The organism is uncultured Imperialibacter sp. (genome assembly GCF_963974565.1).
In the GTDB taxonomy this organism is placed as follows: Bacteria; Bacteroidota; Bacteroidia; order Cytophagales; family Cyclobacteriaceae; genus Imperialibacter; species Imperialibacter roseus.
Genome location: NZ_CAXBCJ010000017.1, coordinates 79,708 through 103,002, shown reverse-complemented (window position 1 = coordinate 103,002; position 23,295 = coordinate 79,708). Strand labels below are relative to the sequence as shown.

The 23,295-nt window shown below is 46.1% G+C and carries 23 protein-coding genes; 20 read left to right on the top strand and 3 right to left on the bottom strand.

Annotated features, from left to right (window positions below):
- The first annotated feature begins 21 nt into the window (after nucleotides 1-21).
- The 8 genes from AAC052_RS20775 (at nucleotide 22) to AAC052_RS20740 (ending at nucleotide 8,277) form a co-directional block, all read left to right on the top strand.
- The gene (locus tag AAC052_RS20775; protein ID WP_317490908.1) at nucleotides 22-294 is read left to right on the top strand and encodes a YtxH domain-containing protein; all 273 of its coding nucleotides are present in this window, start codon (nucleotides 22-24) and stop codon (nucleotides 292-294) included.
- Nucleotides 295-865: 571 nt separating this feature from the next.
- Nucleotides 866-2,293 carry an amidohydrolase gene (locus AAC052_RS20770; protein ID WP_339815336.1) on the top strand — a complete coding sequence of 476 codons (1,428 nt, stop codon included), beginning with the start codon at nucleotides 866-868 and terminating at the stop codon, nucleotides 2,291-2,293.
- Nucleotides 2,294-2,516: 223 nt separating this feature from the next.
- Nucleotides 2,517-3,683, top strand: a complete 1,167-nt coding sequence (locus AAC052_RS20765; protein ID WP_339815335.1) for a histidinol-phosphate transaminase — start codon at nucleotides 2,517-2,519, stop codon at nucleotides 3,681-3,683.
- A 196-nt stretch (nucleotides 3,684-3,879) separates the two neighbouring features.
- Entirely contained in the window at nucleotides 3,880-5,532 is a 1,653-nt protein-coding gene (pgi, locus tag AAC052_RS20760; protein ID WP_339815334.1) for a glucose-6-phosphate isomerase, read from the top strand.
- Between the two features lie 76 nt (nucleotides 5,533-5,608).
- Entirely contained in the window at nucleotides 5,609-6,313 is a 705-nt protein-coding gene (locus AAC052_RS20755) for a YafY family protein (protein WP_339815332.1), read from the top strand.
- 44 nt (nucleotides 6,314-6,357) lie between these two features.
- Nucleotides 6,358-6,780 (top strand): SRPBCC domain-containing protein, encoded by a 423-nt coding sequence (locus AAC052_RS20750; RefSeq protein ID WP_339815330.1) that lies wholly within the window; start codon nucleotides 6,358-6,360, stop codon nucleotides 6,778-6,780.
- Between the two features lie 15 nt (nucleotides 6,781-6,795).
- Nucleotides 6,796-7,212 (top strand): SRPBCC domain-containing protein, encoded by a 417-nt coding sequence (locus tag AAC052_RS20745; protein WP_339815329.1) that lies wholly within the window; start codon nucleotides 6,796-6,798, stop codon nucleotides 7,210-7,212.
- Between the two features lie 111 nt (nucleotides 7,213-7,323).
- Nucleotides 7,324-8,277: a glycosyl hydrolase family 18 protein gene (locus tag AAC052_RS20740; RefSeq protein ID WP_339815327.1), complete on the top strand. Its 954-nt coding sequence runs from the start codon at nucleotides 7,324-7,326 to the stop codon at nucleotides 8,275-8,277.
- A 302-nt stretch (nucleotides 8,278-8,579) separates the two neighbouring features.
- Here AAC052_RS20740 and tnpA read toward each other — a convergent pair whose 3' ends face one another.
- Complete coding sequence (gene tnpA, locus AAC052_RS20735) at nucleotides 8,580-9,032, bottom strand: IS200/IS605 family transposase (protein WP_339815326.1); 453 nt, start codon at nucleotides 9,030-9,032, stop codon at nucleotides 8,580-8,582.
- A gap of 725 nt (nucleotides 9,033-9,757) precedes the next feature.
- Between tnpA and AAC052_RS20730 the strand changes: the two genes are divergently transcribed.
- The 3 genes from AAC052_RS20730 to AAC052_RS20720 all read left to right on the top strand — a co-directional run bounded on the left by AAC052_RS20730 (nucleotide 9,758) and on the right by AAC052_RS20720 (nucleotide 13,400).
- Nucleotides 9,758-10,204 (top strand): hypothetical protein, encoded by a 447-nt coding sequence (locus AAC052_RS20730; protein ID WP_317490900.1) that lies wholly within the window; start codon nucleotides 9,758-9,760, stop codon nucleotides 10,202-10,204.
- 270 nt (nucleotides 10,205-10,474) lie between these two features.
- Complete coding sequence (locus tag AAC052_RS20725) at nucleotides 10,475-12,061, top strand: DUF6377 domain-containing protein (RefSeq protein WP_339815325.1); 1,587 nt, start codon at nucleotides 10,475-10,477, stop codon at nucleotides 12,059-12,061.
- Between the two features lie 61 nt (nucleotides 12,062-12,122).
- Nucleotides 12,123-13,400 carry an amidohydrolase family protein gene (locus AAC052_RS20720; protein WP_339815324.1) on the top strand — a complete coding sequence of 426 codons (1,278 nt, stop codon included), beginning with the start codon at nucleotides 12,123-12,125 and terminating at the stop codon, nucleotides 13,398-13,400.
- A gap of 61 nt (nucleotides 13,401-13,461) precedes the next feature.
- On the opposite strand, the gene AAC052_RS20715 is transcribed toward AAC052_RS20720, so the two are convergent.
- A complete protein-coding gene (locus tag AAC052_RS20715) occupies nucleotides 13,462-15,051 on the bottom strand; it encodes a T9SS type A sorting domain-containing protein (protein WP_339815323.1) in 1,590 nt (529 codons plus the stop codon).
- A gap of 350 nt (nucleotides 15,052-15,401) precedes the next feature.
- Between AAC052_RS20715 and AAC052_RS20710 the strand changes: the two genes are divergently transcribed.
- From AAC052_RS20710 to AAC052_RS20675, 8 genes are all read left to right on the top strand, one after another.
- The gene (locus AAC052_RS20710) at nucleotides 15,402-15,788 is read left to right on the top strand and encodes a hypothetical protein (protein WP_339815322.1); all 387 of its coding nucleotides are present in this window, start codon (nucleotides 15,402-15,404) and stop codon (nucleotides 15,786-15,788) included.
- A 9-nt stretch (nucleotides 15,789-15,797) separates the two neighbouring features.
- Nucleotides 15,798-16,697: a DUF5777 family beta-barrel protein gene (locus AAC052_RS20705; protein WP_339815321.1), complete on the top strand. Its 900-nt coding sequence runs from the start codon at nucleotides 15,798-15,800 to the stop codon at nucleotides 16,695-16,697.
- Complete coding sequence (locus tag AAC052_RS20700) at nucleotides 16,694-17,254, top strand: YceI family protein (protein ID WP_317490891.1); 561 nt, start codon at nucleotides 16,694-16,696, stop codon at nucleotides 17,252-17,254. The genes AAC052_RS20705 and AAC052_RS20700 overlap by 4 nt, the downstream gene beginning before the upstream one ends.
- Nucleotides 17,255-17,292: 38 nt before the next feature.
- Nucleotides 17,293-17,775 (top strand): TspO/MBR family protein, encoded by a 483-nt coding sequence (locus AAC052_RS20695; RefSeq protein ID WP_339815320.1) that lies wholly within the window; start codon nucleotides 17,293-17,295, stop codon nucleotides 17,773-17,775.
- Between the two features lie 34 nt (nucleotides 17,776-17,809).
- Nucleotides 17,810-18,178 carry a DMT family protein gene (locus AAC052_RS20690; RefSeq protein WP_317490889.1) on the top strand — a complete coding sequence of 123 codons (369 nt, stop codon included), beginning with the start codon at nucleotides 17,810-17,812 and terminating at the stop codon, nucleotides 18,176-18,178.
- A gap of 158 nt (nucleotides 18,179-18,336) precedes the next feature.
- Nucleotides 18,337-19,419, top strand: a complete 1,083-nt coding sequence (locus AAC052_RS20685; protein ID WP_339815319.1) for an SGNH/GDSL hydrolase family protein — start codon at nucleotides 18,337-18,339, stop codon at nucleotides 19,417-19,419.
- Nucleotides 19,419-19,913 carry a hypothetical protein gene (locus tag AAC052_RS20680; RefSeq protein ID WP_339815318.1) on the top strand — a complete coding sequence of 165 codons (495 nt, stop codon included), beginning with the start codon at nucleotides 19,419-19,421 and terminating at the stop codon, nucleotides 19,911-19,913. Before AAC052_RS20685 ends, AAC052_RS20680 begins: the two co-directional genes overlap by 1 nt.
- Before the next feature lie 57 nt (nucleotides 19,914-19,970).
- The gene (locus AAC052_RS20675) at nucleotides 19,971-20,501 is read left to right on the top strand and encodes a hypothetical protein (RefSeq protein ID WP_317490886.1); all 531 of its coding nucleotides are present in this window, start codon (nucleotides 19,971-19,973) and stop codon (nucleotides 20,499-20,501) included.
- A 12-nt stretch (nucleotides 20,502-20,513) separates the two neighbouring features.
- Here the strand turns inward: AAC052_RS20675 and AAC052_RS20670 are convergent, their stop codons facing one another.
- On the bottom strand, nucleotides 20,514-21,548 hold the full coding sequence (locus tag AAC052_RS20670; RefSeq protein ID WP_339815317.1) for an endonuclease/exonuclease/phosphatase family protein: 1,035 nt from the start codon (nucleotides 21,546-21,548) through the stop codon (nucleotides 20,514-20,516).
- A gap of 122 nt (nucleotides 21,549-21,670) precedes the next feature.
- Here AAC052_RS20670 and AAC052_RS20665 point away from each other — a divergent pair, with 122 nt between their 5' ends.
- Complete coding sequence (locus AAC052_RS20665; protein ID WP_339815316.1) at nucleotides 21,671-23,281, top strand: hypothetical protein; 1,611 nt, start codon at nucleotides 21,671-21,673, stop codon at nucleotides 23,279-23,281.
- Nucleotides 23,282-23,295 lie beyond the last annotated feature (14 nt).

Below are 23,295 nucleotides of genomic sequence, written 5' to 3'. Positions count from 1 at the left end.
TTGTAACAAAACCGTAAAATTATGAACTCTGGAAAAGTATTAGTTAGTGTATTGGTAAGTGCATCTATTGGAGCTGCCTTAGGAATACTTTTTGCCCCTGCTAAAGGTGCTGCGACAAGAAAGAAGATCAGCAAAAAGGGAGATGATTATTTTGATGAGGTAGAATCCAAGTTCAATAAGGTTATTGATAATGTGTCTCAGAAAATAGAGACCGTTGGCAAAGAGGCCATGCGACTTTCGAAAAATGGAGCTTCTAAGTTAGAAGATGCTAAACTGGTCGGCAGAGACAGTTAAGTCTAAATCAGGTATAAAATATCAATCCAACTTCCCGAAAGTAGCCGTCATTGGAAAAACTTTCGGGAAGTTTTGTTTTGGGAGGTACCACCGGCATCGGTCATTAAATTTCACCGCTTTCAATTGTATCACCCAACTCCTTTTCTTCCAAATTTCGTATAATTAGTAACTAACAAATGGCTTTCTGTAAGGAACCGCCTTCGCACCCGGTTTCGTGGCTACGATATTTGTGAACCAGCTTGCTGCCCACCAATCACTAGTTATGCCGCCCACCACGCACTACTTATTCTGCCCAGCACTACCTATGTGTGGTGCGCACCGCAGCCTCCTGTTAAGCCGCTATCAAGCCCCTGTACTGCACTTATCCAGAAAGGAATAACGCCTTTACTACCTATGTCATAGGCGCTTGTCACCTGGTCGCATAAGGGCTTGTCACATACCTGCTAAAGGTCTTAACCTGAACTGGATTAGCCTTTCACAGCACTCCTCTTCCTGCCTTCCGCTTTTTTTCCTTAATTGACTCCCGAACGCCCATTTTACTTTTCTGTTTCCAATATTAAACTTCTCTTCTATGATCAAAAGATTACTAGTAATACTAGCCTGCGCTGTTGGCGTCAACGCCCAGGCACAAAAAATCAGTGCAACCAAAGCCACCGCCATCAAAGACATCGAAGGCCGCACTTCCGAGCTGACCACTATCAGCGACAAAATATGGGCAGCTGAAGAAATCGCCTTTCAGGAAACCGTCTCCGCTGACCTGCTGGCCGACTATGCGGAAGCCAACGGTTTCACTGTCGAACGTGGTGTGGCTGGCATTCCGACTGCCTTCATCGCTACCTACGGTAGCGGCAGTCCCGTCATCGGTATTCTTGGTGAATTTGACGCACTGCCAGGGCTCTCGCAGAACACTGTGCCCTATAAAAGCCCTTTGCATGACGGCAAACCAGGCCATGGCTGCGGACATAACCTGTTTGGGACAGCGAGCCTGGGCGCTGCCATAGCAGTGAAAGACCTAATGGCACAAGGTAAGCTGAAAGGCACCATCAAATTTTTCGGCACACCCGCTGAAGAGAAATTCTTCGGCAAAATATGGATGGCCAAGGCGGGGCTTTTCGATGACCTCGATGCCTGCCTCGATTGGCACCCGGGTGCTGAAACCAAAACCGCCGTGCAGAGCGGTCTGGCCCTTGTCGACTTTACAGTTGAGTTCTTTGGTCAGGCTGCACATGCCTCCGGCGACCCCTGGAACGGTCGCAGCGCCTCCGACGCCCTGGAGCTGTATGCCCATGGGATTAACTCTTACCGGGAGCACATCAAACCCACAGTGCGCATCCACTATCACATTCAGGACGGTGGTCAGGTGGTGAACGTAGTACCCGACTACTCCCGCATTTGGGTGAGGGTGCGTGACGACAAAAGGGAAGGAATGAACGAGGTATACCAGCGGGTAAGAGCCATGGCTGAGGGTGCTGCTATTCTTGCGAATGTTGACTACAAGATCAATCTGGTGTCGGGTATCTACGAGGTGCTGGTCAACCGCAGCGGGGGCGCTATCATACAAAAGAACCTGGAACTGCTAGGCCCTATTACCTACACAGCCGACGAAACAGACTATGCCAAAAAGATTCAGGAAGCAACGGGGAAACCACAAATTGGCCTGAACAGTAAAATTGAGCCCATGGAAGAAACACTCGAACATCCGGGTGGCGGCTCTACCGACGTAGGTGATGTAAGCTGGGTAGTGCCAGTTGCCCGGCTTAGCGTGGCTACGGCGCCTGATGGCACACCATGGCATTCATGGGCGGTAGTGGCCTGCGGGGGCATGTCCATTGGGCACAAGGGTATGATTCATGCGGCCAAGGCGCTTTCTATGTCTGCCATTGATTTGTTCGAAGACCCAAAAAAGGTAGAAGCCATGAAGAATGAGTTCAAAGAAAGAAAAGGCGATCACGTGTATACCCCGATGATCGAAGGTCCTCCGCCGATAGGGAAAGAGTAAAACAAAAAAGGCTGCCAAAAAAGACGTCATTTCGACCGTGAGGGAGAAATCCCCCTGACTTACTGCCAGGTCTGTGAGATTTCTCGTTCTTCGTCACTCAAAATGACGTCGCCTTCCATTTTTTGAGACATCCATTTTTGTTTGTCCCTTTTTGCTCTCATAGGTAAAATCCGTCGTGACATGTTCAAAACATTTGTTTAAATTGTATCAAACAACACTACCTATGAAAACTTCCCTCACCCGCCGTCAAGCGTTGAAAGCTGGCACGCTGGCTGCTTCTGCTGCTTTTGTTAATTTACCCTCCCTTTTTGCCAAGCCTCCTTCTCACAACGCCGAGTTCCTTTCCATGACCGACGAAGAAAGGGCTTTTTACTATTTCGAGGGACAGGAAGGAGTTAAAGCGAGGCTTTTCGCTAACGAGAATCCATTTGGGCCATCGGAAAAGGCAATTGCTGCTATTACCAATTCCCTGAAGGACAGCTATATGTATCCTTTTGACGAAAGGGCAGAACTACAAAGAAAAATAGCTGCTTACGAGGGTGTATCCGAAGACTTTATTCTACTTGGATCGGGATCCACTCAACTGCTAATGGCTGCTGGTGTCGCTTTCGGCATGAAGGGTGGTGAGATTGTCATTTCCGATCCTACTTTCGACAGCCTGCCAAAATACGCCGAAGGTGTGGGTGGCAAGCTGGTGAAAGTTGAGGTGGACAGTGGATTGAAACAACAGTTGGGCAAAATGGCCGATGCAGTTAACGGCAAAACTTCTCTGGTGTATACAGTGAACCCGATGAACCCAACCGGAACTCAGGTATCGGGTAAGGAGATGAGGGATTTTTGTAATTCCGTAAGTGACAAGGCCCCTGTTTTTGTGGACGAGGCTTATATCGACTATCACCCTGAAGGGTTGAAAGCGAGTACGATTTCCTGCGTGCAGCAAGGCAAGAATGTCATTGTTTGCAAAACCTTCTCCAAAGTGCATGGTTTCGCTGGTTTACGAGTGGGCTATTGTGTAGCCAAACCAGACCTGCTGGCCAAAATGAAACCATTCTCCACCGGCGGGTTTGACCTATCCAGGCCAGCCGTTCTGGCAGCGACAGCTTCGGTGGACGACAAGGCATTCCTAAGCATGAGCGTTCAGCAAACAGAAGAATCCAAACAACTTTTATACAAAGGCTTGAAGGCAGTTGGTGCCAACGTCATCCCTTCTTTCACCAACTTTGCTATGTTCCCCATTGACATGAATGGCAGCACCTTCCTCAGCCGCATGAAAGAAAAAGGCGTGCTGGTGAGATCCTGGAACTTCAAAAATCAGGACTGGTGCCGGGTGAGCATTGGGCGCAAAGACGAAATGGAAGCTTTCAACAAGGCCCTGGCTCAGGTTGTTTAGCTGAAAAATTGCATATAACTGTGTGGCGGGCAATCTGTCCCGATACACTCAATCTTTTTTCAGTTTTTTTTAAGACATTTCAAACGTTTTCGATGACCCATAAAGGCACTTTGTGCCAGACACGATGGTGACAGTAGTTGAAAATCACTGGAATTATCGCAATGTTTGCCTCTGTTTTTTTGACTATTGACAAAAGATGCTCCCTAAGATAAACCCTACCAGTACTGAAGCGTGGAAGAAGCTAAAGACACATTTCAGTCAAATGGAAAAAGTGCACATGAAGGATCTTTTCAAAAAGGATCCTTCCCGTTTCGATAAATTCCATTTAAAGTTCGAAGACCTTCTTTTTGATTTCTCAAAGAATATCATCACCGAAGAAACGCTTAACCTGCTGTTGGAACTTGCAGAGCAGGTGAAACTGCAGGAGGCCAAGAAGCAGATGTATTCAGGCGAGTGCATCAATGTAACCGAAAGTCGCTCAGTACTTCACGTAGCCCTGCGCAACCGTAGCAACACACCCATTATTGTTGACGGGCACAACGTGATGGAAGACGTGAACGCAGAGCTGGCAAAGATGAAGGCTTTCACGGAAAAACTGCATACTGGTGAATTGAAAGGGTTTTCTGGCAAGGCTATCAGGCATGTTGTCAATATCGGCATAGGAGGCTCTGACCTGGGGCCATACATGGTTACCGAATCGCTCAAGCCCTATCAGGTAGAGGGCATCGAAAGTCACTACGTATCGAATGTGGATGGTACTCATTTGCTGCAGACGCTCAAAAAGGTAGATCCGGAAACTACCTTGTTTATTATCGCATCCAAAACCTTTACCACGCAGGAGACCATGACCAATGCCGAGTCGGCGAGAGATTGGTTGTTGGCTGCCTGTAAGGACGAGAAATATGTTCGCAACCACTTCATCGCCCTTTCTACCAACACGGAGAAGGTGGTGCAGTTTGGCATTGCCGAAGAGAACATGTTCAAGTTCTGGGACTGGGTAGGTGGCCGATATTCTCTTTGGTCAGCGATTGGGATGTCAATCGCCTGCGCCATCGGGTTCGACAACTTCATGGAGCTGCACGACGGTGCCCATGCCATGGACAACCACTTCCTGAACACATCCCACGGAGAAAACCTTCCAACGATATTGGCGCTGGTTGGCGTGTGGTACAACAACTTCTTTGAGGCTGAAAGCCAGGCCATCCTCTGCTACGACCAGTACATGCACCGCTTTGCACAGTTCCTGCAGCAGGGTGAAATGGAGAGCAACGGCAAGTCAGTGGGGCGTGATGAAAAAGACGTCAATTACGAAACTGGTACCATTGTGTGGGGTGAGCCGGGCACCAATGGCCAGCATGCTTTTTATCAGCTTTACCACCAGGGCACAAAGTTGATTCCTTGCGACTTCATTGCTTCGGCCAACAGCCAAAACCCTTTGGGAGACCATCAGGAAAAGCTCCTCTCCAACTTCTTTGCTCAAACAGAGGCACTGATGATTGGAAAAACCAGAGAAGAGGTCATTGCTGAATTGAAAAAGGCCGGCAAATCGGATGAAGACATTGATGCGCTAACACCCTACAAGATTTTCAGAGGCAACCGACCTACCAACAGCTTCTTGATGAAAAAACTTACCCCAAGAGCACTTGGTTCGCTGATAGCGCTTTATGAGCACAAAATCTTTGTGCAAGGCATTATCTGGAACGTCTACAGCTTCGATCAGTGGGGTGTGGAGCTTGGCAAGCAGCTAGCCAATCAAATACTTCCTGAGCTACTCAACGGTAGTGCAGTCACCAGCCACGATTCGTCTACCAACGGACTGATCAATGCTTACAAAGGGCTGAAGGAGTAAACTTCAAAAGTCACCGACACAAAGCGTTGCCTGAGGCGAGGTAAGTCCCTAAATTGTCATTCACTTTTTCGTTGACATGAACAGAATAGACCGGCTATTTGGGGTAGTTACTTATATCCAATCCAGAAAATACACCTCGCTACGGCAGCTGGCGGAGAAATTTGACAAAAGCGAACGCACGGTTTTCCGTGACTTGCGGGCAATTTCCGATATGGGCCTGCCCCTGGGTTTCGAACCCAACAAAGGGTACTTCATCACTGATGGCTATTTCCTCCCTCCCGTTTCCTTCACCAATGAAGAAGCAAACGCCCTGATACTCATGGCCTCGCTGGCCGATCAGTTTACCGACAAGTCCATTATAAGCCACAGCAAAACGGCTGTCGAGAAAGTAAAGGCTGTACTTAAGGGAAGCCAAAAGGAAGGCGTGGATCACCTGCATGAGCAAACCCGGGTGCTTAAGTGGCACCATGACATGCTTGATGCGCAGTATCTCACTATCATTCAAACGGCCATCAGCAGTAAGCAAGTGCTTAAAATGACATATGAAAACAAAGGGCTTGAAACCAGCACCAGAGAGGTGGAGCCGGTCGGTCTTTTGTTCTACATGTTCGACTGGCACATGATTGCCTGGTGCTGGAAAAGAAACGACTACCGGGACTTCCGTGTGGTACGGATAAAGAAGCTTGAATGCACGGCAAAACCCTTTAAAAAGCAGGATCACATCAACCTTGACGACTATATAAAAGATCTTCCTGAAAATTTTTCAAATTCGATGACATAGGGTTGTCAGTAGCAGGTATTTCTTTGAATACAAATAGCAAAGAAATGAACCATAGCCTTACCATTAAAAGAACTTATCGTATCCAGAACACTGTTTCAAATGTTTGGCAGTCGCTCGTCTGCCCTACCCTGATCGAGCAGTATGCTCACAACTGCGAAATCGCTGAACGGAACTCGGAAGAGGCGGCCAGTTCCCTTGAAACATGCGCAACTTTCAGATCCGGCGATATCCTCGAATACGAGAAAGACGTCCGGGTTAAGTTTTCGACTTTCGATCCAAACGCAGGACTGGCCAATGTGCCACAGAATTACATTCACATTTCCTATGAGCTATCTGAGGTTGGCAACGAAACCGAGCTCAGCATTACCATTGAAAACTTTATGGAAGAAAATGAGCGGTTCAAGCACTCCCAGTCAAAATGGAAGAATATATTGTCTCCAAGAGTTGAGAGCTTGCTGGCCAGTTAGTTTGGTTACCGAAGTATGAAAGACCACAAACCAATCGGACAAACAAAAGGAGTCGGTTTTCAGGTCGGCGTTCGGAAGACGTTTGCAGTCGACAGGGATAAGCTCTGGGCGTTTGCTTTATCCAAAAAAGGCGTTGAGCTTTGGTTTGGTAACGTAGCGGTTGACCTTCCTTATCATACACCGTTCAATAGCAAGGAAGGTATGGAAGGCCTTATCACCACTTTACAGGAAGGCTCCCACCTTAGAATGAAATGGAAGAAACCTGACTGGGAGCATTTTTCTATGCTGCAGATCCGGGTTATTCCGGCAGGAGATAAAGCAGCGCTTTCGTTTCATCAGGATCACCTGACAGATGAAAACCAGAGAGCAGAAATGAAGGCCCACTGGATCAGTATTATTGAAAAAGTAGGTGACTGTGTTGCGTCTCTGTGATTTCTCGTTTTAGCAATTCACCATTCCCTTTGCTCACCTTACCATTGACGTATTGTAAGCACATTCATTCAAAGGGAAACCCTACCTTCGGAAAAACAACCTCCTCTTGCCATGCGAGTAACTTCATTTGCCTTCTTTCTACCGTTCTTGCTCCTCAGCACAATCTCCAACGCTCAAAATGACTTCAGGGTAGTTGGCTACTATTCGCTCAAAGCAGCCCAAACAGGAGAAGTGAAAAATGTCCCTTTCAAACAGCTTACGCATGTAAACTTATGGTTTCTAAATCCAGACACCGAGGGAAACTTTGTCGATGACCTATCGGGCTTGGCTTTGTTCGTCAAAGCAGCTCATAGGCACGATGTAAAAGTGCTCTTTTCTATTGGTGGCGGCAGTCATCAGCCGCAATACCAGGCACTGCTTGAAGATGGACAGAGAAGCAAATTCATTGAGTCACTCGTGATGCAGGTAACCAAATATGGACTGGACGGATTGGACGTCGACCTCGAAAGTGCCAACATAGATGAAAACTATGAGGTGTTTGTGACAGAACTCGGTGTAGCGCTCAGGGCACAAAACAAACTCATGACAGCAGCCATTGCCGTGTATTACAAAGACCAGCTTACCGACAAAGCCATTGCGCAGTTCGACTTTGTAAACGTGATGAGCTACGACCGCACGGGCCCCTGGCGGCCAGAGAAACCTGGCCCTCATGCCTTGTATGAGCACGCTGTGGACGACCTCACGTATTTTGGTGAAGATCGCCAGGTGCCGAAAAGCAAGATGACACTTGGTGTTCCTTTTTATGGCTACGGCTACGGCCCTGAACTGACTTCCAAAGCCATCAGCATGAGCTATGGCAAGATTGTCGAGACCTTCAACGGCTCAGAGCTCAAAGATGAATGGACAATGCCTGATGGGAAGATTCTCTATTACAACGGCATCCCCACTATAAAAAGGAAAGTGGCCCTTGCCAAAGAAAAAGCTTCCGGCATCATGATCTGGCAGATTCAAGGTGATGCCAAGGGGTCGAAGTCTTTGTTGAAAGCAATTAATCAGGCTAAATAGTCAGGATCGGGCTACACCCAATCCTGCAGGTATTTCGCCCTTTCAGGGGTGCCCGGCTCAGGGCTTGTATACGATCACTTCAGAGCACTGAAGGGGCGGGATACGCATGCGAAGGGTGGGCAGCCCTTGGTAAAATAAAAACATAAAAATTAATGGTATCATCATCAGGATCGGGCTTCACCCAATCCTGTACGTATTTCGCCCTTTCAGGGCTTACATACGACTGCCTCAGAGCCCTGAAGGGGCGGCATACACATGCGAAGGGTGGCAGCCCTTCGCAAGGCAAAGAGAAAACATCAAGCCTAATCCCAAACATATCTTTCGTCAAATTCCATTTGATTCTGTAGCATCAGGTTCCTGAATTCATTCATGAACCCATTTTTACTATGGTGCTTATGTTGGCCAGCAATGTAGGCAATAACCCTATCTACTTGTTTTGGGTTGACTGAAAATGCGGCATATCCATCCTGCCAGTAAAAATTTGCCAGAGACTCGTGCTTGGTCTTCATCCATTTTGAAGAATGAGATTTCACCTCTTCGAGCAACTTCATCAAAGCTATCTTTTTTGATAGCAAACAAAGAATATGAACATGGTCAACATATCCCCCTATTTTGATCGGTATACACTCAAGGTCGTTACAAATCCCACCCATGTAGCTATGTAATTCCTCCTCAAAAGGTGCGTGTATCAATGGCTCACGGTACTTCGTACTAAAGACGATATGAACATAGTTTTTTACAAGAGATTGCGGCATAGCTAATTTCGTTTTTTTAAGACTTTCATTTTAAGGATTGGGCTTTCACCCAATCCTGTGGGTATACCGCCCTTTCAGGGCTTGGATACGGATGCATCAGAGCCCTGAAGGGGCGGTATATTCTTGCGAAGAAGGGTGGCGGCCCTTCGTAAAATAAAAATATAAAAAACTAACGGCTAACAGCTATTATCATCAGGATTGGGCTACACCCAATCCTGCAGGTATTTCACCCTTTCAGGGCTTGTATACGATTACTTCAGAGCCCTGAAGGGGCGGCATAATCTTGCGAAGGGTGACAGCCTTTCGCAAAGAGAAAAAAATGTACAACTTCTCAACTACATTGACAGGCTTGAGCCTTCATCTCAGAGGGGTACCGACAATCTTAACAAGCAACCATTGCCGGAGGCTAAAAGCAGAACACTGCTAAACTCCCCTCCCACGTTGGCCCCTCTGCATACCTCCTCCCAAACCTTCACTTACTTCGCTATATTTAATCTATACACGATACCAGTAACAAATATATTATTCAACTCATAATCAACACTTTAAAACATTGAAATGCTAAATATTTCTATATTCCTCAATCACTTTTTCCCCTTTCCCTCTTGCTTCGGTAATTTCATAACACTCAAGGGGGTGTGGTAAATTACAATACGTTGAGGCATCGAAGTTCACTAACTTCTTTGACTTTACTGCCCACTCCAGCACCGGTAAACTGATACATTATGATACAACCCTACTCAAACAGCAGAACAATGAAGTTCGAAGGTGACAGCAAAAGCAGCGACCTTCTCATAGGAAATTTTGGCGACGTAGAATTCATCGCTAACGGCCAGTTCGATTTGGCTGGCATGATTTACAACCCAAAGGGAGCTATCGAATTTGATATCGCAGGCACTGGCGCTGTTTCATTTAACGGCATCTGCCGGAAACTCACAGTAAAAAATGCATCTGGCAATTGCCGCCTGGACTTCAGTAAGCTCAATTGCAAGGAAGTGAAGTTCATCTCGGTAGAAGGAGGCTCTCAGGTAATTATCGGAGCAGCCAGGTTCATCAGCGAAGCAATTTTAAAAGACGATGCCATTCTCCAGTGTTCAGACAAAACGATATTGATTAACTATACTGTTTCAGATAAATCTCAAATAGAAAGAATGCCGAAAATGGCCAGCTAGGCCACAAAACATTTTTCTGTTGCTTCGTCGCAACGATCAATTACAAAGTATCATTCCACATCATTTCGGGCAAGCACCCGAAAGGTTTGTAGGGTTGACCGGGGGTTTTATGTCTCCGGTCTTTTTTTGTGCTGAAAAAAGCTTAAAATGAGTTAATTTTCTAAAGGAGGAGAAATATCTTGTCAGGTGCTGGTGCCGTTATGGCCTTAACCCCAAAACAAGCACTCACCGAACGGGAAATTCAACCGCCTTTTATGCCGGGTTAACTCAATGAAAAAGCACCTCTTTTTTGCCCTTTTAGTTCCTTATTTTGCTTTCTCTCAAGAGGTTACTCTTTTGAATACCGATAGTATATTAACAGTGCTTGAGGGAGAAATTGCGGAAAAGGAAACCTACATACAAAAGAAGTTAGCCACCTTAGATGCGTATAAGTCCTCTCTCAGTAAGTCAACCAGCCTCACGGACAAATACAGAGCATGCTGGCACATAGTGGATCAATACAAGTCGTTCCAGTACGATTCCGCATTTTTTTATTCACTCAAGCTCTCTGACCTCGCCTATCAAATCGGATCTTTTGAATGTATTCAAACCTCTCGCATCAAAACAGCTTTTGTGCTGGAGTCGGGCGGACTGCTGAAGGAGGCTGCCGACACCCTGGAGGCGGTAGACCTCACCAACGTTCCCGATAGCATCCGAAGTGAGTTCTATTCCGTCACCACAAGGCTCTACGATTTTATGGCCTACTTCGTAAAGGATTTTTATTACGCCAAAATCTACCAGCAAAGAAGCAGAGACTATATGAACAGGGAATTGGCGCTTCATTCGCCGTCCTCTCTTCGCTCTCATTTTATTCGCATCCAGATCAGTCAGGCGGACGGCGACTTCGAAGAAACAGAAAGAGTCTACCTCTCAATGGTCAAAAACTTTAAATTGACTCACCATCAGTTAGCCATGAGATCGTATGATATGGGGGTCGTTTTTGATGAGAAATTCCCGGAAAAAGCCATCTACTACAAAGCCCTCTCAGCCATAAATGATATAAGAGGTGCCGTGAAGGAGAACGTTTCCATGAGGGAGTTGGCGGAAAGTCTTTTCAGGAAGGGCGACTTGCGTCGGTCATCCCTGTTTATAAAGCAAGCCCTTGATGATGCCAACTTCTACTCTTCCCGGCTTCGAAAAGTAGAGGTGTCCGACATACTTCCAATTATCGAGGGAAAGCAGTACCAGGAGCTGGAAAGCAGAAACACAAGGGTCATCAACTACTCCTATATTATCACCCTGCTGGTAATTGCGCTGGGGCTTTTCTTGTTTATCATTTTCAGACAACTTAGCAAACTTAGGATATCAAAACGAAACCTCGACACCGCCAATGAGTCACTTTTCAATACCAATCGCAAGCTGGAAGAATCCAACAAAATCAAAGAGGCCTATATTGGACAGTTTTTTAACCTGATTTCGGAGCACCTTTTCAAAACTGAAAAACTGGTAACATCCATCAATCGAAAACTGAGTCAACGAAAGTTCGACGACCTCTCAGAAATCACCGACAACATTAATTCCTTCAAAGAGCGGGAGCTACTTTACAAGAATTTCGATGATATGTTTCTCAACCTCTTCCCTGATTTTATTGACAAGCTGAATGGCCTGCTGAAAAAAGATGAGCAGCTGGATTCGAATATGAAGTTACTCACACCTGAAATCCGCATATACGCTCTTATGCGACTAGGGATCAATGACAATAATCAGATAGCCAGGCTATTGAACTATTCGATCAATACCATTTACACTTACAAAACACGACTTAAGAACAAGGCTATCGACCCCGAAACTTTTGAAGAATCCATCATAGAGATATAGTATCATCAGCAGAATAGGCCATCCTGCTGTCCCTGGCTATGAAATTTATTACATTTAACATATGAAAACTCGCCTCTGCCTGGTTCTTGCCCTTATGGGGTTTATTTCCTGCTCAACACCGCAGCAAACCGACAACAAAGTTTATACAGCCTTCACCGGAGCCACTATTATTGATGGAACTGGCGCTGCGCCTATCCAAAATGGTGTGCTGCTGGTAGCCGATGGCCGCATTGCGGCAATGGGGACAAAGAATGAGGTGACTTTGCCCGACAACATCACAGTGAATGACCTTTCGGGCAAGACCATCATCCCCGGTCTTATCAATGCACATGGCCACGTTGGTGATGTAAAAGGCATAGAAGGTGGGCATTACTCAAAGCAAAATGTGATCGATAACCTCAGCCTTTTTGCCAGATATGGCGTCACCACAGTGGTCAGTCTGGGGGCCGACAAAGGAGAAGCGGTAGCATTGAGGGCAGTAGCAGATACGACAGCCACGCAAAGAGCCCGTTTGTACATGGCTGGCGAGGTAATTTCCGGCAATACTCCAGAAGAGGCTGTTGCCGTAGTAGATCAAAATGATGCCATGGGCGTCGACTTTATGAAAATAAGGGTGGACGATAACCTTGGCAGCAGCGCAAAAATGACTGAGGAGGTCTATCAGGCAGTGATCAACCGCTCTCATGAGCTTGGTTACAAAATAGCCACTCATATGTACTACCTCGACGACGCCAAGAAGCTACTAAGAGCTGGTTCTGACTTCCTCGCTCACAGCGTTCGTGATCTTCCGGTAGATGATGAGCTCATTGGCCTGCTCAGAGAAAAGAAAGTTTGCTACTGCCCTACCCTCACCAGGGAGCTTTCCACTTATGTTTATGAGGACACGGCAGCCTTTTTTTCGGATCCATTCTTTTTGCGCACGTATAACACCAGCGTTGTTGAACCACTGCTTGATCCTGCCAGGCAGGCGCAAATAAGAAACAACCCTAGCGCCCAAACCTACAAGCAGCAGTTACCTACCGCCATGGCCAATTTGAAGACACTTTCTGACAACGGCGTCACCATTGCCTTCGGCACCGACAGTGGCATCCCCACCCGCTTTATCGGCTACTTCGAGCATCTGGAAATGGCCATGATGGCTGATGCTGGGCTAAGTCCCATGCAAATCATTGTGTCGGCCACCAGCGACGCAGCCAAGTGCCTCGATCTCAAAGATGTTGGCAAGCTTGTGACTGGCTACTGGGCGGATTTTGTGGTGCTGGATGCCAATCCACTGAAGGACATTAAGAACAGCAAGAGCATTTCAGGGGTTTGGATTGCAGGAGAGGAAGTGAAATAAACCTGACAGGCCCCTGACGCCATCGTATTTTCCTCAAGCACTCGATAATACTTCAAAAAGTCTATTCTTTGATGACCTTAAAAACTTCATTGTTCACTCTAACAAAATAAAGCCCCTTCTTCCATACCCCAGTGGCCAAATCAAATGAGGTTTCTGATAAGTGCCCCTGGAAATAAATCCTGCCGGATATATCATAGATAATGAGCTCATCTGTCGGGTCGGCCAGGTCTACATACAAATGTTCGTTAAATGGGTTGGGGCCATAGGTAGTTCCATCTTGCCCCTTTGCCCCCGACAGGTCAACAGCTATATTAGCCGACGTAAGCTGCTCGTCAAAAACTGAAAACTGATAGATACGGTAAATGTTTCTTTCGTTCCCAGGGTTTTCGTGAACAAACTGGTAACTGACCGGTTCACTTTCTTTACCGATCGCTGGAATAGTATCAAGAATACCATTATCAGCCAAAACCAAGACGTAATAGCTGACATTGTATTCATAGTCGGTTTCCCAGGTCAGGTTAACTTTTTTCTCGTCGATTTCAGCCGAAAACACCAGACGAGGACATTCATTAAGATGGGCCAACACCTCCTCTGTAGACATATATTCATTGATCTCATACTTACTCTTGCTACTCCAGGAGCCTCCACTCAAATCTGCCGACATGATGTAACCTGTCGTCGGGTCATGCCCGGCACCAAATCCATGACCGACTTCATGAACAATAGTCGCCACAGTGTAAGAGAGTGATGACTGTTCCTCTATTAGCACTATGCCAAGTGAGTTTTCTGGCCCAGCGAAGAGATGCCCTATAAAATTACCCGTTGGATAATTGAACTGGGTGATACCCATGGTGAAATCGAACAGGCTGGCTGAAATTCCCTTTTCCTCCAACCAGTTTCGCAAATGAAAGTTGATGTCGCCAAAACTTTTGACACTTGGGTCATCTCTTGCTGGAAATGGGCTTTCATCAATAGGAATTACGAGCTGTTTGATCCTTAACTTAAAGTCAATATCAAAGCTTATAAAGTAAGTTTGGACAATAGCAAACCACTCGATCATTTTCGCTTCAGCGACTGCAAATTGCTCTGGAGAGGCATTGAGTGCAAGATCAGTTACTAATTGAAATTCAATAAGCTGACAAGAAGTATATGCCAAGCGTGCTGGCTGTAATGGTGCTCCCCTGTTTACCATAGCTTCAAATCCACAAATCCCACCATCGGCTAACTCAATTGGCTGAAGCATCGAAAAACTATACTTTCCAGTCGCCTGTCTGGTAAGCTGGTAAGCTTTACCATCATCAATCCAGTTAACGCTGTTGATTCTCTTATCTACTGTAGTCGCAGTAAATTGACTTCGCTCATCCAAGGAATATCCTTCCCATAAATCAACTTGGCTCGCTTTCCATCCCCTGCCTGTATAAATGCTATCGTATTGCTGACTCTGACTTCTACGCCAATGAACCTGATACTCACCCGTTGGCAAGTAAAGCCGACTTGTCTGATTTTTCGTGATTTGCCCCCCTCGGATGAGTCCAGTTTGCGACGTAAATCGACTGCTGGCCTGGCCTGGATCCGCCACAAACCTTATGTCACTTTGCGCACTTGCAGAAATGCTTATAGCGAGACTGAAAACAAGCAAGATACTTTTCATTGAAAAAAACTCTCTGAAAATGGGTGTTTACTTCATAAATATATGAAAAACAACATTATATTTTCTCCCAATCTTTTCAAAAAACTAAGGTTTCTTCAAGGAATTTAATCGTCTCGGAACCGGAAGATGGCTGTTTGCCTAATCCCCCGGCCAATGTTTGATGGCTCGCTCGAATGTCGTTTCAGTAGCAGACGACCTCTTGTGTCCCTTCGAATCTGCCGGTATGGCATTAATTTTTTAGGGAAGGCCACCAATCCGACATTTACTTCGTATCTCATATAAGTAAGTCGTATGAATATTACTTATTTGTAAAAAAACCGTCAGTCAACCCTTCAACCAAAAAGACCTCCATGAAAAGACTGCTTTTACCAATGTTACTGTGTTTTGCCTTAGCCTCGTGCAAGTGGGACAATGAACAAGACCTTTACTCGGAAGAAACTGGAAACGGCACCAACTGCGACGGCTCTACTACCATTACTTATTCAGCGTCGATTCAACCCATTATCTCTGCCCGTTGCCTCTCCTGTCATTCAGCAAGTGCAGCGTCCAATCTCGGCGGTGGAGTAAAGCTCGATACCTACCAAAACGTAAAAGTCAGGGCCGACAATGGCAGCCTGCTGGGTACCATCAAGCACAAATCCGGGTATCCGCAAATGCCCCAGAGTGGCAGCAAACTTTCATCCTGCCAAATCAGCCTGATAGAAAAATGGATCAGTGAAGGAACCCTCAATAATTAACACGCACTCATGAAGAGATTTTCTATTTTCACGCTTTTGGCAGTTTTTACCATCGCACCATCACTTGCACAAGACCTGGATGACCTGCTCAACTCGATGGAAAGCGAAACCATCGACTATACAACAGCCACTTTCAAATCCTCCAGAGTCATCAATCTCCATTCGCCCGAAAGAGTAGCCCCAGGAGCCATGGAGTTCAGGATCTCGCATCGTTTTGGCCCACTCAATGGGGGTGCCTACAACCTGTGGGGCCTCGACCAGTCGTCGGTTCGGTTTGGTTTCGACTTTGGGCTGACCAAATGGCTCATGGTTGGTGTGGGGCGGTCAACCTACGAGAAGACTTACGACGGCTTTGTGAAAGCCGCCATCCTCAGCCAGTCAACTGGCAAAAAAGTAATGCCCCTTAGTGCCGTTTGGGTCAGCAATATGTCGGTAAATGGTTTGAGGTGGGAGTTGCCCGACCGCACCAATTACTTTAGCTCACGCATCGCCTTTGTGCATCAGCTTGTGCTTGCCCGCAAATTCAGCGATAGGTTTTCGGCAGAGGTTGTCCCTACATGGGTGCATTTCAATCTGGTAGATGGCACTACTGATCTCAACGACATTCCCGCTGTTGGCTTTGGAGGCAGAATCAAACTCTCTCGCAGAACAGCCTTAAATGGTGAATACATTCTGAGAGTCGCTGACAAAAATGCGCCTAACGTAGCTAACTACAACGACTCCTTCTCTATCGGTTTCGACATCGAAACAGGTGGACACGTCTTCCAACTGCACCTCACCAACTCTTTGGCTATGATGGAAAAAGGATTCATTGCCGAAAACACCGACGCATGGGGCAATGGTGGCATACATTTTGGTTTTAATGTCACAAGAGAGTTTACACTGTCCAAGAAATCGAGAATGGAATGAAAAAGACATCGAAATTAACCTTTACAGTGCTCCTCGCTCTTTTCGTATATGCAGGAACGGCCAGAGCTCAGATTTATATGCTGGAAAGCTCCAACGTACGCTTCTTCTCCGACGCACTGATAGAAGACATCACAGCGACTACCACTTCGGCTCAAGGTTTGGTCAATGTGGCCGACAAAACCTTTTCCTTCAGAGTGCCGATTAAAACATTCGAGTTCGCCAAAGACCTGATGAAGGAGCACTTCAACGAAAACTATATGGAGAGTGAAAAGCATCCCTATGGCACTTTCAAAGGATCGATCGTTGGCAATTTTGATTTTACCAAAAATGGGGTTTATGAGGTGACCGCCAGGGGCGTACTGGACGTACACGGCGTGCCGCAAGAAAGGTCAATACCGGCAAAACTCTTCGTCGAAGGAAGCGTCGTTCGTCTTGAGTCAGTTTTCATGGTCAAATTAGTGGATCATGACATCGAAATTCCTCAGATCGTGTTTCAAAACATAGCCGAGGAAATTGAAGTGACCATTAAATCGGACCTGGTGCCTTACAAAAAATAGATCGCCAAACTTATTGGCCAATTGAGAGTTATAACAAGATGGCTAGTAACAAAACAATTATTATCAGGGTCGCAGTTTCAGTGATAGTTTGTTTGGCGGTAGGCGGACTGTCTGGTATTGCAACCTCATCATCAGTATCTACCTGGTACACTACCTTAAACAAGCCGCCTTTCAATCCGCCCAATTGGTTGTTTGCCCCTGTGTGGACGCTGCTTTACGCAATGATGGGCGTGGCCGCAGGTCTTGTTTGGTCCGGGGCGAAAGAATCGATCGGAGTAAAACTGGCACTGGGCCTTTTCGTGGGTCAGTTGCTTCTAAATAGCCTCTGGTCTGTTTTGTTTTTTGGTCTAAGAAACCCTACTGCTGCACTAGTTGAAATTGTGGTGCTATGGGTTGCCATCCTGCTTACTATCAATCGATTTTACCTCATTAGCAAAACTGCTGCCTGGCTACTGGTTCCCTATCTTATTTGGGTTTCGTTTGCAGCCTTGCTAAATGCATCCATCGTTATATTGAATTAGCCCTTTCAGTATATTTACCGCTTAATCTTCACGTATGAAAGCGGTTTACACCATTCTTCTGCTCATTACTTCCAACGTATTCATGACACTTGCCTGGTATGGCCACCTCAAGTTCAGGGAACTGAAGTGGTTCGAAAGCCTTGGACTTGTGGCTATCGTTTTGATTAGCTGGGGCATTGCCTTATTTGAATACATGTTTCAGGTACCTGCCAACCGCATCGGCTTCCGGGAGAACGGAGGCCCTTTTTCGCTCATGCAGCTCAAAGTCATTCAGGAGGTGATCACACTAATTGTGTTTACCGCCTTCACCTTGCTTGTTTTTAAAACAGAGACGCTTCGATGGAACCACCTGGCCGGATTCGCCTGCCTGGTGGCAGCAGTATATTTTTTGTTTAAGAAATAGCCCAGGATGGAAACGCTTTGCTTATGGCAAAATCGATTATTTTATCTGCCAATATTTTTAGAAGTTTATACTGGCATTTTAGTGACATGCCATGGGTAAATATATGGGCTTGGAATCAATGCCCTGTCTGCCTCCTTCATTGAGTTAAAAAGCATGCGATGAAAAACCACCTGGTCCTACCTCTCCTGTTGATAATTTCGATTTTAACGGGTTGCTCTCAGCCGGAAAAGCTTAAGCTTGAGGCCGACAATCAGCAAATCAACTACACCGGCCGAATCGATTTTGGAAACCCCAAGGCACCTGTTCTATTCTGGTCGGGCTCCGAGGCCACACTAACGATTAACGGCACGGGCCTGAGGGTTGAGCTTGCGGACGAACGAGGTAACAACTACTTCAATATTGTGATCGACAAAGACAGTATCAGGTATATCAGGCTAGACAGCGCAACAAAGTGGTATACGCTTGCCAAAGACCTGGAAGAGGGAGAGCACACCATTTCGCTGGTAAAAAGAAATGAATGGGACAAGGGAAGCACCACCATTCACGGGTTTAAAGTTACAGGGGAGTTGCTGCCGACTCCCAAAAACTCAAGAACTATTGAGTTCATTGGCAACTCCATCACTGCTGGCTATGCCATCGAAGATCTCACGGGTGGCGATTCGCCTGACAGTACCTACACCAACAATTACCCAACGTACGGAGCCATAACGTCACGGAATTTCAATGCTGACTATGTTTGCACCTGCCGCAGCGGCATTGGCATTATGATCAGCTGGGACCCAACTATCATCATGCCCGAGGTTTTTCCCAGGCTAAACCCAAAAGACTCAGCAAGCAGATGGGACTTTTCAAGAATAACGCCCGACCTTGTTGTGGTTAACCTCTTTCAAAATGACTCCTGGTTAGTCAATATGCCCGAGCAGCCGTCGTTCAGTCTCCGGCTGGGAGAAGCCGCACCAGGCGAAGAAAAAATCATTGCCTCTTATCAGGAGTTTATCAGTCTGGTCAGAAATGTGTACCCCGACACCCCGATTATCTGTGCACTGGGCAGCATGGATGCCACCAAAGAGGGCTCAGCATGGCCTGGCTATGTGCAGGAGGCTGTGGATGGTTTGGGTGATTCTTTAATTTATACCCATTTCTTCCCCTTCATCGAAAAGGGAGGGCACCCAAGGGTGGCTGACAACAAAAGGATGGCAGAAAGTCTGACGTCATTTATAAGAGAAAAACTTAAATGGTAATGGATGTAAAGCGAGACATTTTCAAAGTTATTTGGATGAAAATGGTTCTCCTGATGGCGCCGCTGGTGATCATAGCCATGAGCCTCATAGTGTCACTGGCAAAAGACTATGCTTCTACTGGCATGACACTTTTGGTTCTTTTCGTCATGCTGCTGGGCAACTATCAGGTTTTCTCATCGCTCTATCCGATTTTGGCAAAAATCACTCTTGACGAGGAAAAGGTCACCATAAAGTACCCGTTCTGGGGCAAGGAGAAAACCCTTAACTACAGCCAGCTTAAGGGGTTTAAAAAGCAAGTAGTTCCATTAAACTTCCTGGCTAAGTTTGGCCTTTTGCTTTACACAGAAGATGGAAGAGTCGCTGAATTGTCGCCACTTTTCATCACCAACATACCTGAAATAGAGGATTTCCTTCAAACGAAAACCAACAACCTCGGCAAAGAGCCATTTCGGCTGTTCAAAACAGTCTGGGATCGCCTATTTTGGAGGTATTGACTTCATTCTTTCCAACTAAGTCCGCCATTGTGATGTCTTTAATAAAAAAACAGACTTATGCGTGCTTTTGGTGTGTTAGTAATTCTCTATGCTTTCATGTTCTCTGGCTGCGGACAAGAAGAAGGCATCAATCCAGCAGAAGAGAGCCTTGACTTCTTCGTTGATGCCAAACTCACTGGTGAGTTCCCCTATGCATTCTCAGGTGACAACGTGGTCTTCCATCGTCATTACGTCAGAGAAGACGACAAATCTATTGCTGATGATGAATACTCGGAAGATTTCTTTGTGGAGTTGGAAAATCCGGGAGAAAGCTTTGAATATACTGGTGACGAGCTAAAGAATTTGAAAACACTCTTTCTTTACTATTGTTATTGCGGGTACACGTCGGATGTTGCTTTAAAAGAGGGTTCCATCAAAGGGACAAAAAAATCCGCACGAAAATATGAACTGGACGTAGACGTGACTTATGAGTACTACCACATCGATCAAGCCTCCAAAGATACTATTGATACCTACACAAGGCAGGTGAAATACAAGGGCGTGCATCAGCAGGATGCAGTACCATCTGGCATGAGTGGTGCCAACTAGACATTATGGCTTTTAGTTTTCGTCGGCCTTTGCTGCCGCCACCGTCTGTCCAGCCTCCTTTTTATCTTCTTTACTAGCTACCGGGGCAGTCTCGTTATCGGGTGCGTGCAAAGGTATGCTCAGTTGAATCAAAATAGGAAAATGATCCGAACCGAAGGTTGGTAGTCGCTGAATCCTGTCAACAGTGAAATGGCGGGATACGAACACATGATCTAAAGGCCAGCGAAACAGAGGGTATTGGGCATGAAAGGTATTGAAAAAGCCCCGCCCTACCCTGGGATCAAGCAAGCCCCCGATCCGCTGAAACAGACGTGAGGTGTGTGACCAGGCCACATCGTTAAGATCTCCTGTGATGATCACCGGTAGCGTACACTCTTTTGCCATTCTGCCTACCAAAACCAATTCCGCATCCCTGGGCGTCGACAAGTCCTTTTCTGTTGGGCTTGGCGGTTCCGGATGAACGACAAATAGCTTTACTTGTTGGCCTCCCTCAAGGTCCAGCGTCATTTCAATAGATGGTACTTCTTTGCTTATACGGTGTTTAACAACTGCATCCTTAAACGCCACATTGCTATAAAAACAGATACCATAGGTATTGTCCAGCGGAAGAAGGATGTGCTGTTCATAAAGAGACTCTAGCTCCTTCAGCCCATTTCTCCATTTCTCGTCGGTTTCGAGTGTAACTAAAATGTCAGGCCGATAATTTTTAACCAAACTAACAAACCCCTCATAGTTGGAGTTATACATTAATACATTGGCCTCCAGCAACGAAATAGACGTTGAAGAAACAGCCGGATTGGTATCTTGCACCTGTTTGCTACTTGCCGGCGTATACGGATAAATGATTGCCAGCTGATAAAAAAAGGCAATTAAGCCAGCCGCCCCAATGCTCACGTCTATCCAGTTTCCATAGTCCGCCAGAATAAGATGGCCAGTCAAAAAAACTACATTCAAGACAGTTAGCTGAACATGCGGAAAATCGAAAATGCGAAAATACCAGTCATCTCTCCTCACCAATTGAAAGCTGGTGAAAAGTGAGGTTATCATCAATAGCGCCGAAAAGGCTATCTTTAGGATATTCAATGAATTGGATACTTACCGTTCTACTCTCCTAAACTATTAAGATATTCCTTACCCCCAACAATCCGTTGTCAATATCAAGCTCCTTTATGAAGATTACGCTGAAGATTGCTGCCATTGGTGCAGCCATATTGTTGACTATGGTCATTTTGGTGCAGTTTTATGGCGGTAGCTTCCTCGCTGAAAAATTAAACATTCATTTTGCTCGACTAACAGAGGATAGCTACACTATCGAATACCAAAGCCTCAAAACAACTATTTTACCGCCAGGAATTACTATTCAGGCGTTAACAATATCTCCGAGAGACTCCCTTCAACCCAAGCCCTTCCTCATCAAGGATAATTTACTGGCCCCCAATATTTCAGCCGCCCAAATTTCTGTCCAAGGTATATCTCTAATAGATCTCATTTTCAAAAATAAAATTGTCGTCGGCCAACTTACGCTGGACTCGCTTGTCATTAGAGCAAATCTTGTCAACGGCAGAGACAGCAGTGAAGTCATTCGACTAAATGGGAGTAGCGAAGGCGCAGATATGAAGGTTGAGATCAAGCAACTAAGCCTTCTTTCAAACGAGTTTTTTCTATTTGAGGCAGTCAGTGATTCTTCCTCAAAGGAAATCGGCCATGGCACTATCAGCGCAGAACTTCAAAACCTATCTCCATACCTTATTGACGGGCAAAAAGAGCCAATCAGCGATGGCACAGTAAAGCTTACAGTATTCCGCTATCTAACACCTGACGGTCTTTATAAATTAGAGTTGGACTCCGCAAACCTGGACTGGGCAGCCGAAAGCCTGGCGCTTTCGGGGTTTCATCTGATCCCGCAATACCCAAAATATGAGTTTGCACTCAAAAAAGGTCATCAGACCGGCAGAAATGACGTCGACTGCAAACTAATTATGGCCGACGGACTATCTTTCTCCCAACTAATCAACAACGAACAACTGTCTATCACCTCGCTGCGCTTCGACTCGTTAGTTGGCAACTTCTACCGGGACAAACGACTCGGCCGTCCGGAAAACGAACCTGCCAAGCCTTTACCACACGAGTCTCTTCTGTCCTCACCACTTCCCTTCAATATCGACTCAATTGTGATCTCAGATAGCAGAGTAGTTTACCAGGAATTTAGTGAAAATGGTACAGCGGAAGGGGAAATATCATTTGATCGCTTGAACGCAACCATCACTAACATTAGATCAAACAGCCCGGAATATGCAGTTCTAAAGGCTCGCACTTTTCTCTTCGATCAGGGATTATTGCAAACGGAGATCAGGATTCCCATGAATCCTGACTCGCTCTACCACGTGCAAGGCTCGCTCGCTCCAATGAAAATCGCCACCTTCAACAGAATATTGACAAATGTGGCTTTCATCTCGGTAGAATCAGGAGAACTGGAGGAGCTCAAATTCAATTTCAGCCACAACCGCACGAACGCATGGGGAGACATCAGCCTCCTGTACCAAAACCTCGTAGTAAGCGGAACACAACAAGCCAGAGACAATTCCGACAACGTTTTTCAAGACATCAAGCTCTGGCTGTTCAATAAATTGGTTTTAAAAAGGGTAGACAAAATGGAAGCCCCACTAGTAGGGAAAATATCGGCTTCCCGGGAAATGGAAAAATCAATTTTTGCTTTTTGGTGGCACTCCCTCCTTTCAGGTATCAAACAATGCATCAACCCGTTCGAAAAGCCAGAGTAGCGACAGGCTGCCCA

What these genes read in the sequence shown, in the direction of transcription:
- pgi (WP_339815334.1), top strand. Translation starts at nt 3,880, where the DNA reads ATGCTCCCTAAGATAAACCCTACCAGTACTGAAGCGTGGAAGAAGCTA.
- AAC052_RS20710 (WP_339815322.1), top strand. Translation starts at nt 15,402, where the DNA reads ATGAAAAGACTGCTTTTACCAATGTTACTGTGTTTTGCCTTAGCCTCG.
- AAC052_RS20740 (WP_339815327.1), top strand. Translation starts at nt 7,324, where the DNA reads ATGCGAGTAACTTCATTTGCCTTCTTTCTACCGTTCTTGCTCCTCAGC.
- AAC052_RS20665 (WP_339815316.1), top strand. Translation starts at nt 21,671, where the DNA reads ATGAAGATTACGCTGAAGATTGCTGCCATTGGTGCAGCCATATTGTTG.
- AAC052_RS20690 (WP_317490889.1), top strand. Translation starts at nt 17,810, where the DNA reads ATGAAAGCGGTTTACACCATTCTTCTGCTCATTACTTCCAACGTATTC.
- AAC052_RS20765 (WP_339815335.1), top strand. Translation starts at nt 2,517, where the DNA reads ATGAAAACTTCCCTCACCCGCCGTCAAGCGTTGAAAGCTGGCACGCTG.
- AAC052_RS20730 (WP_317490900.1), top strand. Translation starts at nt 9,758, where the DNA reads ATGATACAACCCTACTCAAACAGCAGAACAATGAAGTTCGAAGGTGAC.
- AAC052_RS20720 (WP_339815324.1), top strand. Translation starts at nt 12,123, where the DNA reads ATGAAAACTCGCCTCTGCCTGGTTCTTGCCCTTATGGGGTTTATTTCC.
- AAC052_RS20770 (WP_339815336.1), top strand. Translation starts at nt 866, where the DNA reads ATGATCAAAAGATTACTAGTAATACTAGCCTGCGCTGTTGGCGTCAAC.
- AAC052_RS20680 (WP_339815318.1), top strand. Translation starts at nt 19,419, where the DNA reads ATGGATGTAAAGCGAGACATTTTCAAAGTTATTTGGATGAAAATGGTT.
- AAC052_RS20685 (WP_339815319.1), top strand. Translation starts at nt 18,337, where the DNA reads ATGAAAAACCACCTGGTCCTACCTCTCCTGTTGATAATTTCGATTTTA.
- AAC052_RS20700 (WP_317490891.1), top strand. Translation starts at nt 16,694, where the DNA reads ATGAAAAAGACATCGAAATTAACCTTTACAGTGCTCCTCGCTCTTTTC.
- AAC052_RS20750 (WP_339815330.1), top strand. Translation starts at nt 6,358, where the DNA reads ATGAACCATAGCCTTACCATTAAAAGAACTTATCGTATCCAGAACACT.
- AAC052_RS20675 (WP_317490886.1), top strand. Translation starts at nt 19,971, where the DNA reads ATGCGTGCTTTTGGTGTGTTAGTAATTCTCTATGCTTTCATGTTCTCT.
- AAC052_RS20775 (WP_317490908.1), top strand. Translation starts at nt 22, where the DNA reads ATGAACTCTGGAAAAGTATTAGTTAGTGTATTGGTAAGTGCATCTATT.
- AAC052_RS20695 (WP_339815320.1), top strand. Translation starts at nt 17,293, where the DNA reads ATGGCTAGTAACAAAACAATTATTATCAGGGTCGCAGTTTCAGTGATA.
- AAC052_RS20745 (WP_339815329.1), top strand. Translation starts at nt 6,796, where the DNA reads ATGAAAGACCACAAACCAATCGGACAAACAAAAGGAGTCGGTTTTCAG.
- tnpA (WP_339815326.1), bottom strand. Translation starts at nt 9,032, where the DNA reads ATGCCGCAATCTCTTGTAAAAAACTATGTTCATATCGTCTTTAGTACG.
- AAC052_RS20755 (WP_339815332.1), top strand. Translation starts at nt 5,609, where the DNA reads ATGAACAGAATAGACCGGCTATTTGGGGTAGTTACTTATATCCAATCC.
- AAC052_RS20715 (WP_339815323.1), bottom strand. Translation starts at nt 15,051, where the DNA reads ATGAAAAGTATCTTGCTTGTTTTCAGTCTCGCTATAAGCATTTCTGCA.
- AAC052_RS20725 (WP_339815325.1), top strand. Translation starts at nt 10,475, where the DNA reads ATGAAAAAGCACCTCTTTTTTGCCCTTTTAGTTCCTTATTTTGCTTTC.
- AAC052_RS20705 (WP_339815321.1), top strand. Translation starts at nt 15,798, where the DNA reads ATGAAGAGATTTTCTATTTTCACGCTTTTGGCAGTTTTTACCATCGCA.
- AAC052_RS20670 (WP_339815317.1), bottom strand. Translation starts at nt 21,548, where the DNA reads ATGATAACCTCACTTTTCACCAGCTTTCAATTGGTGAGGAGAGATGAC.